Raw genomic sequence first — 13230 nt, forward strand, 5'->3', positions numbered from 1 at the left:
TCGAAGGAGTGAATAATGAAGCTGACGATGTGGTTTCTCTCAGCTGCAATGGTTTTCTCGAATGCTTGCGCTTTGGCTAAAAGCGAACTGGCCAATTCGATAGAGAAGTTCAACGAAATCGAGCGCTCCGATGACAGGTCGAATGACTTCCCGGCGCCGCTTGACGCGCAGTTCGAGAAAATCCAGATCGTGGCTGAGGGTATGGCGATCGGGGATATTTCCGACGACGATCTCAATGCCTACTTCGCGGCCGCCAATACGATCAGCGTTTACACAATGAAGCCCGCGTACGCGAGGCAAATGCGCACGGTCCTTGATGAGCTGGAGCGTCGACAGTTGGCTACGCCTACCATGCGGCAGCAGATGCTAGATGGTTACACGAGTGCAAGGATGCTTGATGATTCGCGGAATTTTGCGGCTGGGCCAGACAATGCCGGGCTGAAACCGTTGCCTGCAATGCGCGATGAAAGTTTGGCCGAAGGATCACTCACCTTGTGGCGAGTTCAGGACGCCGGGCAAACCCTGGTACGGCACGACTTCAATCTGACCGACCGACCTGTCCTTATTGTCCTGGCACCGCCGGGTTGTGGGTTTTCGAGGAAGGCTGCCGAGGACATCGCGAAAGAGGGTGACTTGTTCGAACTGATGGCGCGCCACTCGATCTGGCTCATGCCGCAATCCGATATTCCCGATGCTTCCGTGCTGAATGTCTGGAGCACCAGTCAACCGGGGTGGCCGCGGGAACTGATCCACCTGAACTCGGAGTGGCCGTTTATCGATTTCAATCTGTCGCCAGGCTTCTACTTTCTCGAGAACGGCAAGGTGACAAGCCACGTGCAGGGATGGCCGGGCCCGGAGAAACTGGCCGAATTGCGAGAGGGATTCCGGAAAATTGGCATTCATGCCGCTTCTTCCTATTGCGCACTGTCTGCAGAATCAGCAGCAGGCAAAAGCACTCAACGATGATCCGCCTCAGTTATCCTCTATCCCGATACCCCCGGCAGCCGTTCCGGCCTCGTGTATTGATCAGGAGTCGGGTAATGCCGGAGAACTGTCTTAGGGATCATTTTGCCGAAAGTTTCTTGTGCATCCTCAGGTAGTCCTTCTTGTATTGACGACCCAGCTTCACCTTGGCCGTGTCCGACAGCAGTTTTCCGGATACCTGGAAGAACTTCTTTTCTTCTTCACGCAGGTGATGGTGAACTTTTTCGGAGAGTTTCCGTGCCTTCGGCAACCAGCCACTGCTGGAGAGATCGGTGGACTGTATGTCCTCGATGATCTCGTCGATTTCGTGATGTTCCGACAAGGCGTGGCGCGAGGATTTCAGTCCTGCATCCTCCATCAGGATGACCGCGTAGAGATAGCGTTCTTCGGCCGCTGCGTGTGCGGCCAGCTCGATTCTCAACTGGGTGAAAACACTCTGCCGATGCTCGCCCGGTTTGGTCCGGACGAGGGCACGGCAAAGGCTTCGCTGCTCTTCATGGCTCTCGTGCAGTTCATCGTAGATGGTGTTCATTTATCACTCCCGGCAGTGGCGATGCGGCGATCTTCGGACTACAGCTGTGACTGGATCGGCCGAACGATCGATTCGAGAAATTTTTCCTTCAAGCTGCGCTGTTGCCATGTTTCGTAGGTGTAGCGTGTGGTCTCGGCGAGATCCAGCTCGAATACCTTGCTCATGCTCGAAGCGAACGCGTGATCGTAGACATTCATACTGGCTTCGTCGTTAAGCCTGAACGACCGACCATCAAAATTGGTGGAGCCCACAGAAACCATTTCATGATCGACGATCAACATCTTGTTGTGCATCATGGTAGGTTGATACTCGTAGATCTCGACGCCATGCTCCAGCAAATCCCCCCAACTTGCTTTCGAAGCGAGGCGCACGCTTTCCGAGTCGATATGCTGACCGGGCAAGATGATGCGTACCTGAACGCCTCGCTGTCGGGCGGCGAGCAATGCCTCGACGATAAGGTCATCAGGAACGAAGTAGGCCGCTTGCAGGTCGATCGTCTCGCTTGAAGCTGCGATAGCCAGCATGTACATCAGGTGCATGCTGGCGCTCCCGCCCGCTGGCGAAGCGGTAAACATGTGCGCATCCAGATCGCCGACATCGGTCAGACTCGGAAAATACTCGGCGCCGTTGAGTACTTCCCCAGTCGTCTTGATCCAGTTGTCGTTGAAGGCGGCCTGAAACTGCCAGACGACCGGGCCTTCGACCCTGAAATGGAGGTCGCGCCAATGGTCCGGATCCTGGGCCTCGCCGTCCCACTGGTCCGCGATTCCGACGCCCCCAGTGAAACCGATCTTTCCATCAACCACCAGAATCTTGCGATGCGTGCGATTGTTGAGTCGTCCAAGGTTGTACCACTTCAACGGTCGGTACAATTCGACCTTGACGTTCGCGTCCTTCATTTCCTTCATGAGGGCGTCGTCGATCTTGATGCTGCCTACCCAATCGAGAAGGACGTTTACCTTGACGCCGGCCCGACTTCGTTCGGCCAGCGCATCGGCAAATGTCTTTCCGATTTCGCCCGACCAATAGATGTAGGTCTCGAAGTTGATCGTATGCTCGGCACCACGAATGGCTTCGAGCATGGACGGGAAAATCTCGTCACCATTTTCGAGCGCGACGACGTGGTTTCCACCAAGAAGTCCTGGACCCAGCATGACCCCCATTTCTCTGCGGAACTGGGGATCCGATACCGCATGGCGGTGCGGCATCGTTTGCTGGAGCTTCTTTTCCGGGGTGGCGAAATTCATGGCGACCACTACCGCCGCGATCGTCGCAGCGACAGTCGCCGCGATCGTCCAGTTTCGCTTTTTGCGCGATTGCATCCCCATTGACTGGTCCCTGGCATCACACGACTGGACGGACTATTGGCTGGATACGCAAAAGTCCAGGATTGGCTGGCGCCATGACGTTCGCGAAGGGGTCCGCTCTGCTGCTGAGCGCGTGCACCCCTGGCGCACCATTCACGAGGAGTCGGAGCCGGATTGCCCCGGGAAACTTCAAGGACGCCATGCGCTTCTCCAGCAGTGCTCGCGGGTACGGAGGAATATTGCGTTGACAAGACAGGATGACGCTGTGCCGCGCGGCGGACGGATGCATGCAGCCGCGCAGCGGGGTCAAGCGGGAAGACAGCGGCACGAACCACCGTCGATCAAAGGTCGGCAACGTGAAGGCGGCTTCCGGTGCCATGATCGATCTTTGTAGCTCAGGCAAGTGTCTTCTCCCCATTAGGCCGACCGGGCGCTTAATGGGTGCGGAACAAGTCGGCGTGGCCAGCAATCTGGATTACCTGCCTGACTTCCGCGGCGTTCTTGTGCGCGAGCAGAGAAAACGAATCTGAGACAAGGTGCGAGTCGGGGTCTCAATCCCGATCCGGTGCGCCCAACGGGAAATACGATCGGAACGGTCGAGCCTCGTCCACGGCCCGGGCGAAGGACGGGCGATCGAGCAGACGTGCGCGATAGGCGCGCAGCCTGGGGCAGCGTTCGGGTATGCGGTAGGTCCAGTCCGCATAGAACAGTGAAGGCGCAGCCGCGCAGTCCGCCATGGTGAAGGCATCGCCGTCGGCCCAGGTCTTTCCGGCAAGATGGCCTTCCAGCCAGGCGTAAGCGCGCTCCAGCCTTTCGGTGGCGATGGCCAGTCCTTCCTCGTTCCTGATCGGCAAGCGCTTAAGTGCAGCCTCGACCGCAATCTGCATGGCATCCATCACGTGCAGGTCGAAGAAGCGGTCGAGGCAGCGCACCTGCAGCGCAGCCATCGGATCGGTTGGCAGCAATTGCACCGGGCCCGGATATGCGATCTGCAGGTACTCAATAATGATGCTGGACTCGACAATGCTGCGCTCGCCATCCACCAGTACCGGAAACTTGCGCAGCGGCCAGCGCTGCAGCCAGTCGGCCGAATGCTGTGGCTCGTCCGGGCTGATGCAGCGGAACTCGAAAGGAATGTCGTTCTCGTACAGCGCGACAAGTGCCTTCTGCGTGTACGAAGAGAACGGATGGCCGTACAGGGCGAGTGACATGCTCGGGTCTCCAGGTTCCTGATGCGAGATGCATTCTGATTCGCTCTTTGCGCAATGACCAGAGCTGGATGGGCGCGGAGCCGGGATGCCGGGGTACCCATCCAGATTCGATCAAGGGCAATGGCGGATTCGCCGCCGCCTTGCTGGCTGCAGTCCCTGTAGGGTGGCCCATGGGGGCGTCGGCCAATCCGCCATTGGCTCCCCTTATCCGGTTACAGCGTCCTTCGACCTCCCGAGGCCGTCATTCGTCCCATGACCGGTTCTCCGGGGCCTGCGCCCGACCGACACTGCGTGCCGTTGTCATCTTGATCAGGAAATTGCGCATGACTCGCCGCCGGAAATTCGCTCTCGGTTTTTTCGCCGTTCTGACCGCGGCTCTGGGGATCGGTGCCCTCATTCTCAGCCATGACTCGCCCTGTGCCGAGGCGCCGCCTCTGGCCTCAGGCACGCAGACGATGAAAGCTGCGACTTACCGCTGTTACGGACCCTCCGATGTCGTTCGGATCGAGCGCGTGGCGAAACCGCAGCCGGCCGCGGATGAAATCCTGGTCAAGGTCGAAGCGGCTTCGGTCAACCCGCTGGATTGGCACTATCTGCATGGCAAGCCCTATCTGATTCGTCTGGGCGCAGGAATCGGTCGACCTGAAGATCCGCGCATCGGCGTGGATTTTGCCGGCACCGTGGAAGCGGTTGGTCCCGCCGTGACCCGATTCAAGCCCGGGGATGCGGTGTTCGGCGGAGCCGGCGGTGCCTTCGCCGAATATGTCACTGTACGAGAGAGCCGCGCGGTTGCGAAAAAGCCCGGCAATCTGGGCTTTCGCGAGGTGGCGGCCGTTCCGATCGCCGCACTCACGGCCCTGCAGGCCTTGCGTGACCAGGGTCTCGTGCAGCCAGGGCAGTCCGTGCTGATCAATGGGGCATCGGGCGGCGTGGGTACCTTCGCCGTGCAGCTCGCGAAGCACTTCGGCGCCGAAGTCACGGGGGTGTGCAGTACGCGCAATCTGGACATGGTGCGAAGCCTCGGTGCCGACCACGTCATCGACTACACGCGGGAGGATTTCACCAAGGGTTCGAAAAAATACGATGTCATCGTCGACCTGGTTGCCAACCACGGATTGCTCACCCTGCGCCATGCGCTGAAGCCTGCAGGGATTCTTGTCATGGTCGGTGGGGGTGGTCCGGATGCGGGTCCATGGATCGAACCCCTGCTGAATCCGATCAAGGCAGCGGTTCTGTCACCCTTCGTCGACCAACCCTTGAAGTTCTTCATCGCGAAAATGAACGCGAATGATCTCGAATTCCTTGCGGGCCTGATGGAGGCCGGCGAAATCACGCCTGTTCTCGACCAGCACTACAGCCTGGATGAAGCGGCGGCGGCCGTGGCGCATGTCGAAGCGGGGCACACTCGAGGCAAGGTCATCATCACGATGGAGTAGGTGCTCGCGCTTTCAAGGCCGCCCTGGCAGGCGGCCGTGCAGCGGTGCAGCGCCCGGCGCCCGACGGCATTCACTCGATTGCAATCGCACTCTCGGACAACAGCGCCGCCGGGTCGTCCGTTCTTCGCGGACGCTTCCCGGCAGCATCGGCAGGACGCCTGCCGTCAATCGATGGAGTGATCCGGATCCATCCAGTCCACATACTCGGTCTGGGAAATCTTGCCGTCATCATTCGTGTCGATCTCGGCATAGTCCTGACCCAGTGTCGGGAAGGGCATGAGTTCTTCCTTGCTCAGATAGCCATCACGATTGGTGTCGGCATCGGTCCATTCTGGCGCAGCATCCCTGCTCGCCACCACGTTGTCGCTTTTTTCCGCATACGCAGCAAACGAAAGCAGAACGAGCGTCACGGCGAACAGCGGATTCTTGATGCGTGGAAGTTTCATCGTCAGTCTCCTTGGGGATCGGCGAAGTCGAACGCGAGTTCGAATCGCGACGTGAATCTGGCACGCCCAATCGGACTGTGGGATGAACCTGATGCTGAACACATATCGCGTTCATCGGTTCGTCAGGTTGCGACGACGCAGCCAATCCTTGTCGCCTCGGTAGAGAGAGGGTTCCGAGACGGGAAATGTGACTGGTCCCTGTACGGACTTCGGCCAGCTCGGCAAACGACAGGAAGCGTTCATCCTGCTGAAGTCAAGCTTGCCACGGGGTTGCAAGAAGTACGGATGGAATTGTGCACGTGTGCGCATCCGAGGGAGCGCGTACATGCCGTTCCGGTTTTCCGATGTTTCCTGCTTCGCAATCTGCTGGGCCAAAACGACTGGAACCGAGTCGGTTCCCGCAACCAATGGAGTGCCGCCATGACACTGTCAACCATCATCCTGATTGTCCTGATACTTCTGCTTGTCGGCGCCCTGCCGACCTGGGGCTACAGCCGCAGTTGGGGCTACGGCCCCAGTGGTGGACTGGGCTTGATTGTCGTGATCCTGATCGTCCTGTTGTTGATGGGAAAGATCTGACTCACGGGTCCGGGCCCGCTGCGATGACATTCCTCGCAGCGGGCAATCCGGAGTCGCGGGATTCCCGTGTGACCCGGTCTTGAGCGGGCCTCGACGAATGTCCTCGTCAAACCGGTCACGTCGCCTGCTCCACATCTCTCGATCCCGGTGTATCTCCAGAATGATCCGTCGATTTCTGCCTCTGCTCGCACCCGCACTGTGACGCTGGCCCGGCCGGGATCGCGGGAATTCGAAGTCTGAAATCCCGGGCAAGTATCGATATAATCGAGAGGATCGGTGCCGTGAGCCGCCAGGGGCAGAGGCATGTCCGGAGGGCGCACCGTTTTGGGGGATGGCAACGGTGAACGCAGTGCCAGGGCGGGGCAGCCCGGATGAGGAACGTCGCAAGGAGCGACGCTTCGCCACGCGTGCGCTGGACACCTACGCGAGCTCGTCAATTGGCGGCTTCCTGTATCTGGTGGCCTGGTTGCCGATCGCTCAAGTGACGGGGTTGATTGCGCGCTATCCCCTCGGTTGCGTGTCGATCACCCTGGTTTTCCTGTTGCTTGCGGTCGTTCGCCATCAGACCCGGCCGCCGCAAGAGCCTGGCCCGGCACAACGCCGCTGGCTTCACCGCTATCTTGCGATCATTCTCGGCAGCGTGATCATCTGGGCAGCGATCCAGGTCGGGATCATTTTCGACGCTTCGATTGCGCCACTGGCCAAGAGCGTGTCCCTGTTCGGCACGGTTGCCTTTTGCAGCGTGCTTGCGCACCTGTATGCATCCAGCTTGCGGCTGACCGTGGCCGGCATCCTGCTTCTGGTCGTGCCGACGACGGTCGCGCTGTGGCTGGTTCCCGGCTTGCATCTGCTCGCCGTGGCGCTGACCTTCTATGCCGGCTACCTCGGAACGGCGGTCATGCAGTCGCGTCGTGACTACCGTCGCCGTCTCGAGCTTGCCGAGGCGCTGCTCGAACAGCGTGATCGCTACGAACAGCTGAGCTGGACAGACGAGTTGACCGGCCTGTGCAACAGGCGTCGATTTGCCGAAACGCTGAATGCCCAGGTTCGCCAGAGGGTGGCGGCATCCGGTCCAAACGTGACCCTGATGTTGATGGACATCGACCACTTCAAGACGATCAACGACCGTTACGGCCACATCATTGGCGACGAGGCGCTGCGGCGCTTCGCTGACAGGCTGCACGGGGAATTCGGCGAACCGGGCATGCTGGTCGCACGCACCGGGGGTGAGGAGTTTGCGTTGATCGCCACGGGAATGAGCGAGGAAGTCGCCATGTTCCGGGCGGATGCCTTCCGTCTTGCCGTGGCCGCCGATGCCCTGCAGATCGCCGGGCTGCAGGTTCCATTGACGGTCAGCATCGGCGTCGGTTCGTTTGATCTCCAGTTGCATCGCAACGACGATGGCTTTTATGGTGCGGTCGACGTCGCCTTGTATGCGGCCAAGCAGCAAGGCCGCAATCGGGTCGTCTCGGTCGGCCTGCTCGATTCGGCTGGAAAGGATGTACAGGCGCCGCTGAACGTGCAATCGAGCATGGTGCCGATGACGGAGGAGACTGCCGGGCATGCTTGAACTGATCGGCTTCGATGGTGACGACACGCTCTGGCAGAGTCAGGATTTCTACGACGCCGCGCAGGCCGAGTTCGAACGTATCGTGGGTTCCTACGTCGATCTTGAAGATGTCCATGTGCATGAGCGCCTGCTTTCCGTTGAAAGCGGCAACATCAAGTTGTTCGGTTATGGTGCCAAGGGCATGACGCTGTCCATGATCGAGGCCGCATTCGATATCACCGGCGGACTGATCAGTTCGGGTGATCTGCATCGGCTCGTTGGCATCGGCAAGGAAGTGCTCGCCCATCCGGTTGAATTGCTACCCGGTATCCGAGCAGCGGTCGAACAGGTGGCAGCCCGTCATCGCATCGTGCTGATTACCAAGGGCGACCTCATCCATCAGCAGGCCAAGGTCAGGCGGTCGGGTCTGGGCGATCTCTTTCATCGCATCGAGATCGTTTCCGAAAAGGATCCCGATGCGTATTCGCGCGTGCTCGCCGAATGCGGCGTCGAGGCGGGTAGTTTCGTCATGGTCGGCAATTCACTGCGTTCGGACATCGCGCCGGTTGTCGAGCTCGGTGGCTGGGGCGTCTACATGCCCTATCATTCGACGTGGTCACTGGAAACCGATACGCACTTTGCGGTCGACAATCCGCGTGTGGTCCAGGTCAGTACGGCCGCTTCGATTCCATCGGCCATCGAGCGCCTGGCCAGCCAGCAGGGTTGACGCCAACGCCGTGGGCGATGGGCGTGGGGATGGTGAAAGGAAACCACATACAACCCAGGGTTGCGGAGAGCGCGTCGAACCAGGATTGGCAGTGGTTTCGATCGATCGACGGTCCATGTTTCACCCTTCGACAGGCTCAGGGCGAACGGCTGAGGCGGGTTGCGCTTTCCCATTCCGCGGGTGGTGAGCGCATCGAACGATGATCGGAATCAGTGTCCAACGATCAATGCCGGATTCACCCGTCTCCAGGCTCGGACACTGCCGAGTAGCCCGAACCGTGGATGTACGGCATGAATTTCTCCACGGCTTCAGGGATCGAGCGTCTGCAGAACTGACTCGACTGCCCGACAGCATCGACCAGGGCTATTTCTTCTTGCGCGCCCCGGTCTGGGATTTCGCATTGACACTTCGGCTACCGACGCGCTTGTCGATGGGCTTGGCCCGCGCAGCCGTAGTTGCCGAGTGACCGAGTCGCTGGATGCGCGGAGCGACCGAAGCCTCATCGCCATCGCCATGCAGGTTCATCAGGGATTCCAGCAGTTGCTCGTCCGAACTTGAGCAGATGCCGAGCAGCAAGGCCTCGTTGCAGCCTTCGGCGGTGGTGTAGGCATGGCCCATGTTGGAGTCGATATAAACCGACTGGCCCGCCTCGAGCACGATCGAATCATAGAACTCGGTATGCACTTCCACGAGTCCCTCCAGAACATGGATGAACTCCTCGCCCGAGTGCCGGACCAGTTCTCCGAATTCGTCGAGATTCTTCGCGCGCACGCGGGTCAGCACCGGAATCATGCGCTTGCGGCGCAGCTCCGGGCAAAGATAGTAGTAGTCGTAATTGGGCGTCTTCACCCGGATCGCGTCTTCGATCCGCCCTATGCTGCGACGCGCGGTTATCGCTGAATCGCTTCCCGAAGCCTGTTCGGCAAACAGTTCGGACATGCGCATGTTCAGTCGCTGGCTCAGCAGCAGCAGCTTGTCGTAGGTCAGGCTCAGCCGATCATGTTCAACCTTGGAAAGCGTCGACAGGGGAATACCGCAGCGCTCGCTCATTTCCTTGAGCGTCCAGTTGTTTCGCGCCCGGATCGAGCGCAACAGACTGCCAATGGTGGGGTGCTGCGATTTCATCGATCAATCGGCTCCGGCGCGAGGCTGTGGCGGTGGTGGTGAAGCGTGCTTCCACGGGCTCAGTATCGATGATCGCGGTTTACTTGCAAAATGACCATAGTGGGTTGACATTTCTCTGATCAGGATCATTATTGCCAAACAGAATGCCTGCTTGCCTGGCAAGGCCTTGCGCCGGACGGCAACTGGCGGCCAATGAATTTACCGATCGGGAGAGTCCTGAATGCGTCCCACTGCCTTACTCGCGAGCCTGCTGGCCCTGTTCGTTTCAACGCCGGGGCCCATCCTGGCGGCACAGGCGCCTGCGCAAGCAACGGAAGGGCAGTCTGCCCAGGTTGCAAATACGGAGGTTTCCGAAGATGCCGTCGTTGCCGAACCGGCTGATCCCTTGCCGCGCCTGAACAAGGCCGATGTGGATGCCTGGCTTGACGGCTTCATGCCCTATGCCCTGCAGAGCGGCGACATCGCAGGTGCCGTTGTGGTGGTGGTCAAGAACGGAGAAATCCTGACCGGCAAGGGTTACGGCTTCGCCGATGTCGCCGAGCGCAAGCCGGTGGATCCTGCGACCACCCTGTTCCGCCCGGGTTCGGTATCCAAGCTGCTCACCTGGACGGCCGTCATGCAGCTGGTCGAGCAGGGCAAGATCGATCTTGATGTCGATGTGAACCGGTATCTCGATTTCGAGATTCCCGCACGCAACGGCAAGCCGGTCACGATGCGGAACATCATGACCCACACCAGTGGCATGGAAGAGTACGCGCGCGCGCTGATCACGGCGGACCCCGACGCAATGATCGAGCTGGAGCCCTACCTGAAACACTGGGTCCCCACGCAGATTTTCGATCCGGGCAGCACACCGGCGTATTCGAACTACGCGACCAGCCTGGCCGGCTACATCGTTTCGCGAATCTCGGGCCTGTCGTTCGATGACTACATGGACCGTTACATCCTGCAGCCGCTGGACATGCAGCACTCGACCTTCCGCCAGCCGCTGCCGGAGGCCTTGAAGCCGTTCATGTCGAAAGGGTATGCGCTGGGTACCGACAAGGAGCCCAAGCCCTTCGAGATCGTCAATTCGGCGCCAGCCGGAAGCCTGTCGGCATCGGGCGAAGACATGGGCAAATTCATGATCGCCCACCTGCAGAACGGTGCGTACGGTTCGGTCCGCATCCTGGAAGAGGAGACCGCGAAGCAGATGCACGACACGGCGCTGGACATGATCCCGCCGCTAAATCGGATGCTGCTCGGCTTCTACGAAACCAACGTGAATGGCCATCGCGGGATCACCCATGCGGGTGACACGCAATGGTTCCACAGCCAGCTCAATCTCTTTCCCGATGATGGCATCGGCATCTTCCTGTCGGTAAACAGCACCGGCAAGGAAGGTGCAGCAGGACCGCTGCGCACGGCGCTGTTTCACGAATTCGCCGATCGCTATCTGCCGGGGTCTGCAGAAGATGGCAGCGTCGATGCAGAAACGGCAAGACAGCATGCGCAGCAAATGGCCGGCGTCTATGAGAACTCGCGTCGCTCGGAAACAGGTTTTGTCGCGCTCGCCAATATCGCCGGTCAGCTCGAGGTTGCCGCCACCGAGGATGGCTCGATCCTGATTCCGGCATTTACCTATGCAGGCGGCCAGCCAAAGCAATGGCGTGAAATCGCACCGTATGTATGGCGCGAAGTCGGGGGTGACGACCGTGTTGCTGCCAAGGTGGTCGACGGCAAGGTACTGCGCTTCAGCATGGATCAGTTCTCGCCATTCATGGTGTTCGAGCCGGTGCCGTGGTGGAAGTCGTCCGCCTGGTTGTTGCCCTTCCTGATGGCTGGCCTGGGCGCCCTGCTCCTGACAGTTCTGGCCTGGCCGATATCGGCGATGATCCGGCGTCACTATGGCGTGCGCTATGAACTGAGTGGTCGCGACGCGCGAGCGCACCTTGTCGTTCGAGTCACCGCCATTGTCGTGCTCGCCATCCTGACCTTCGCCGTGATCCTGGTGGTTCAGATGTTCGACGACTTGAACAATCTGTCACCAGCCAACGACACCAAGGTCAGTCTGCTGCGCCTGGCCGCGATGATCGTCTTCCCGATTGCCACCCTGATCGGTTTCTGGAATGCCGCGGTGGTCCTCGGCAGCCGGCGCCGCAAGCTGGCCAAGCTCTGGAGCATCGTCCTGGCCCTGTCATTCGTGGCGGTGCTCTGGTTCAGCTACGCGTTCAGCCTGATCGGTATAGGCGCCAACTACTGATGACACTTTCGGCACGGCGCTGGAGCGCCGTGCCCATCCATCGACTGCATTCTGGAGCTTCACATGAGCCAAGGCGCTTCCACTGGCGTCCGATTGGGCGTGCACAACGAACGGCTTCCGTTTTCCGCGCCGTTCCGGATCTCCGGCTACGTCTTCGACGCCATGCCGGCGACCGTGGTGACCTTGCAGGCAGACGAACTCGAAGGCCGCGGTGAAGCGGCCGGCGTCTACTACCTGGATGACACCCCCGAGCGGATGCTGGCCACCCTGGAGTCGATGCGTGACGTGATCGAAGCCGGACTGAGCCGTTCCGAATTGCGCAAGTTGCTGCCGCCGGGTGGAGCTCGCAATGCACTGGATTGTGCGCTGTGGGAGCTCGAAGCGAAACGGCTTCGAGTACCGGTCTGGAAGCTGGCCGGCTTGCATGAGACGCATCCCTTGCTGACCACGTTCACCCTGGGTGCGGACAATCCGGATGTGATGGCGAAAGGGGCGATTGCCTATGCCCAGGCTCGGGCCATCAAGCTCAAGCTGACCGGCGAGGTCGACCTCGACATCGAGCGGGTGCGGGCGGTGCGTGCGGCGCGAAGCGATGTCTGGATTGGCGTCGACGCCAACCAGGGCTATGTGCCGGATACGTTGACGCGACTGATCCCGGCACTTGCCGATGCACGCGTGTCCCTTCTCGAACAGCCGTGCAAGCGCGGCAGCGAAGCGGATCTCGACGGCATCGATCGCACGATACCGCTCGCGGCCGACGAAAGCGTCTTGAGTCTGGCCGAGATGGAGTCGATGGGAGGCCGCTTCGATGTGGTCAACATCAAGCTCGACAAGTGTGGCGGGCTGACGGAAGGCCTGCTGATGGTGGAACGTGCGCGCGAGCTCGGTCTCAGGGTGATGGTCGGCAACATGGCCGGAAGCAGCTGGGCCACGGCACCGGCCTTTGTCCTGGGCCAGCATTGCGACATTGTCGATCTCGACGGACCGACCTTTCTGCGCGAGGACCGTTCTCCGGCCGTGGTCTACTCCAACGGCCATATCGATTGCCCCGAGGCAGTCTGGGGCGGGACATCTCACGGCGCGGCCACCTGA

13 protein-coding genes are annotated in these 13230 nt (G+C 60.1%); 8 read left to right on the top strand and 5 right to left on the bottom strand.

The window, feature by feature from the left end:
* Positions 1-15 precede the first annotated feature (15 nt).
* On the top strand, positions 16-966 hold the full coding sequence (locus R3F00_RS15520; RefSeq protein WP_371282709.1) for a hypothetical protein: 951 nt from the start codon (positions 16-18) through the stop codon (positions 964-966).
* Positions 967-1063: 97 nt separating this feature from the next.
* On the opposite strand, the gene R3F00_RS15525 is transcribed toward R3F00_RS15520, so the two are convergent.
* Together R3F00_RS15525 and R3F00_RS15530 are read right to left on the bottom strand one after the other, a co-directional pair.
* Positions 1064-1516 carry a hemerythrin domain-containing protein gene (locus tag R3F00_RS15525; protein WP_371282710.1) on the bottom strand — a complete coding sequence of 151 codons (453 nt, stop codon included), beginning with the start codon at positions 1514-1516 and terminating at the stop codon, positions 1064-1066.
* Positions 1517-1554: 38 nt separating this feature from the next.
* A complete protein-coding gene (locus R3F00_RS15530; RefSeq protein WP_371282711.1) occupies positions 1555-2838 on the bottom strand; it encodes a phosphatidylserine/phosphatidylglycerophosphate/cardiolipin synthase family protein in 1284 nt (427 codons plus the stop codon).
* Between the two features lie 272 nt (positions 2839-3110).
* Between R3F00_RS15530 and R3F00_RS15535 the strand changes: the two genes are divergently transcribed.
* Positions 3111-3353, top strand: coding sequence for a hypothetical protein (locus R3F00_RS15535; RefSeq protein WP_371282712.1), 243 nt, complete (start codon positions 3111-3113; stop codon positions 3351-3353).
* 21 nt (positions 3354-3374) lie between these two features.
* Here the strand turns inward: R3F00_RS15535 and R3F00_RS15540 are convergent, their stop codons facing one another.
* A complete protein-coding gene (locus R3F00_RS15540) occupies positions 3375-4034 on the bottom strand; it encodes a glutathione S-transferase family protein (protein ID WP_371282713.1) in 660 nt (219 codons plus the stop codon).
* 323 nt (positions 4035-4357) lie between these two features.
* Between R3F00_RS15540 and R3F00_RS15545 the strand changes: the two genes are divergently transcribed.
* A complete protein-coding gene (locus R3F00_RS15545) occupies positions 4358-5470 on the top strand; it encodes an NAD(P)-dependent alcohol dehydrogenase (protein ID WP_371282714.1) in 1113 nt (370 codons plus the stop codon).
* Positions 5471-5634: 164 nt separating this feature from the next.
* On the opposite strand, the gene R3F00_RS15550 is transcribed toward R3F00_RS15545, so the two are convergent.
* Positions 5635-5916 (bottom strand): EF-hand domain-containing protein, encoded by a 282-nt coding sequence (locus R3F00_RS15550; RefSeq protein ID WP_371282715.1) that lies wholly within the window; start codon positions 5914-5916, stop codon positions 5635-5637.
* A gap of 426 nt (positions 5917-6342) precedes the next feature.
* Here R3F00_RS15550 and R3F00_RS15555 point away from each other — a divergent pair, with 426 nt between their 5' ends.
* From R3F00_RS15555 to R3F00_RS15565, 3 genes are all read left to right on the top strand, one after another.
* Positions 6343-6495, top strand: coding sequence for a DUF3309 family protein (locus R3F00_RS15555; protein WP_371282774.1), 153 nt, complete (start codon positions 6343-6345; stop codon positions 6493-6495).
* Between the two features lie 340 nt (positions 6496-6835).
* Positions 6836-8065, top strand: coding sequence for a GGDEF domain-containing protein (locus tag R3F00_RS15560; RefSeq protein WP_371282717.1), 1230 nt, complete (start codon positions 6836-6838; stop codon positions 8063-8065).
* A complete protein-coding gene (locus R3F00_RS15565) occupies positions 8058-8771 on the top strand; it encodes an HAD family hydrolase (protein WP_371282718.1) in 714 nt (237 codons plus the stop codon). Before R3F00_RS15560 ends, R3F00_RS15565 begins: the two co-directional genes overlap by 8 nt.
* Positions 8772-9134: 363 nt before the next feature.
* Here R3F00_RS15565 and R3F00_RS15570 read toward each other — a convergent pair whose 3' ends face one another.
* Entirely contained in the window at positions 9135-9896 is a 762-nt protein-coding gene (locus R3F00_RS15570) for a helix-turn-helix domain-containing protein (RefSeq protein WP_371282719.1), read from the bottom strand.
* A gap of 220 nt (positions 9897-10116) precedes the next feature.
* On the opposite strand from R3F00_RS15570, the gene R3F00_RS15575 reads away from it, so the two are divergent.
* Positions 10117-12138 carry a serine hydrolase domain-containing protein gene (locus tag R3F00_RS15575; RefSeq protein ID WP_371282720.1) on the top strand — a complete coding sequence of 674 codons (2022 nt, stop codon included), beginning with the start codon at positions 10117-10119 and terminating at the stop codon, positions 12136-12138.
* 63 nt (positions 12139-12201) lie between these two features.
* Complete coding sequence (locus R3F00_RS15580; RefSeq protein WP_371282721.1) at positions 12202-13230, top strand: dipeptide epimerase; 1029 nt, start codon at positions 12202-12204, stop codon at positions 13228-13230.

Source organism: Dokdonella sp., from assembly GCF_041395345.1.
In the GTDB taxonomy this organism is placed as follows: domain Bacteria; phylum Pseudomonadota; class Gammaproteobacteria; order Xanthomonadales; family Rhodanobacteraceae; genus Dokdonella.

Excerpts from the sequence above, each read along its gene's own strand:
- R3F00_RS15520 (WP_371282709.1), top strand. The coding sequence starts at position 16 with ATGAAGCTGACGATGTGGTTTCTCTCAGCTGCAATGGTTTTCTCGAAT.
- R3F00_RS15525 (WP_371282710.1), bottom strand. The coding sequence starts at position 1,516 with ATGAACACCATCTACGATGAACTGCACGAGAGCCATGAAGAGCAGCGA.
- R3F00_RS15530 (WP_371282711.1), bottom strand. The coding sequence starts at position 2,838 with ATGCAATCGCGCAAAAAGCGAAACTGGACGATCGCGGCGACTGTCGCT.
- R3F00_RS15535 (WP_371282712.1), top strand. The coding sequence starts at position 3,111 with ATGCAGCCGCGCAGCGGGGTCAAGCGGGAAGACAGCGGCACGAACCAC.
- R3F00_RS15540 (WP_371282713.1), bottom strand. The coding sequence starts at position 4,034 with ATGTCACTCGCCCTGTACGGCCATCCGTTCTCTTCGTACACGCAGAAG.
- R3F00_RS15545 (WP_371282714.1), top strand. The coding sequence starts at position 4,358 with ATGACTCGCCGCCGGAAATTCGCTCTCGGTTTTTTCGCCGTTCTGACC.
- R3F00_RS15550 (WP_371282715.1), bottom strand. The coding sequence starts at position 5,916 with ATGAAACTTCCACGCATCAAGAATCCGCTGTTCGCCGTGACGCTCGTT.
- R3F00_RS15565 (WP_371282718.1), top strand. The coding sequence starts at position 8,058 with ATGCTTGAACTGATCGGCTTCGATGGTGACGACACGCTCTGGCAGAGT.
- R3F00_RS15570 (WP_371282719.1), bottom strand. The coding sequence starts at position 9,896 with ATGAAATCGCAGCACCCCACCATTGGCAGTCTGTTGCGCTCGATCCGG.
- R3F00_RS15575 (WP_371282720.1), top strand. The coding sequence starts at position 10,117 with ATGCGTCCCACTGCCTTACTCGCGAGCCTGCTGGCCCTGTTCGTTTCA.
- R3F00_RS15580 (WP_371282721.1), top strand. The coding sequence starts at position 12,202 with ATGAGCCAAGGCGCTTCCACTGGCGTCCGATTGGGCGTGCACAACGAA.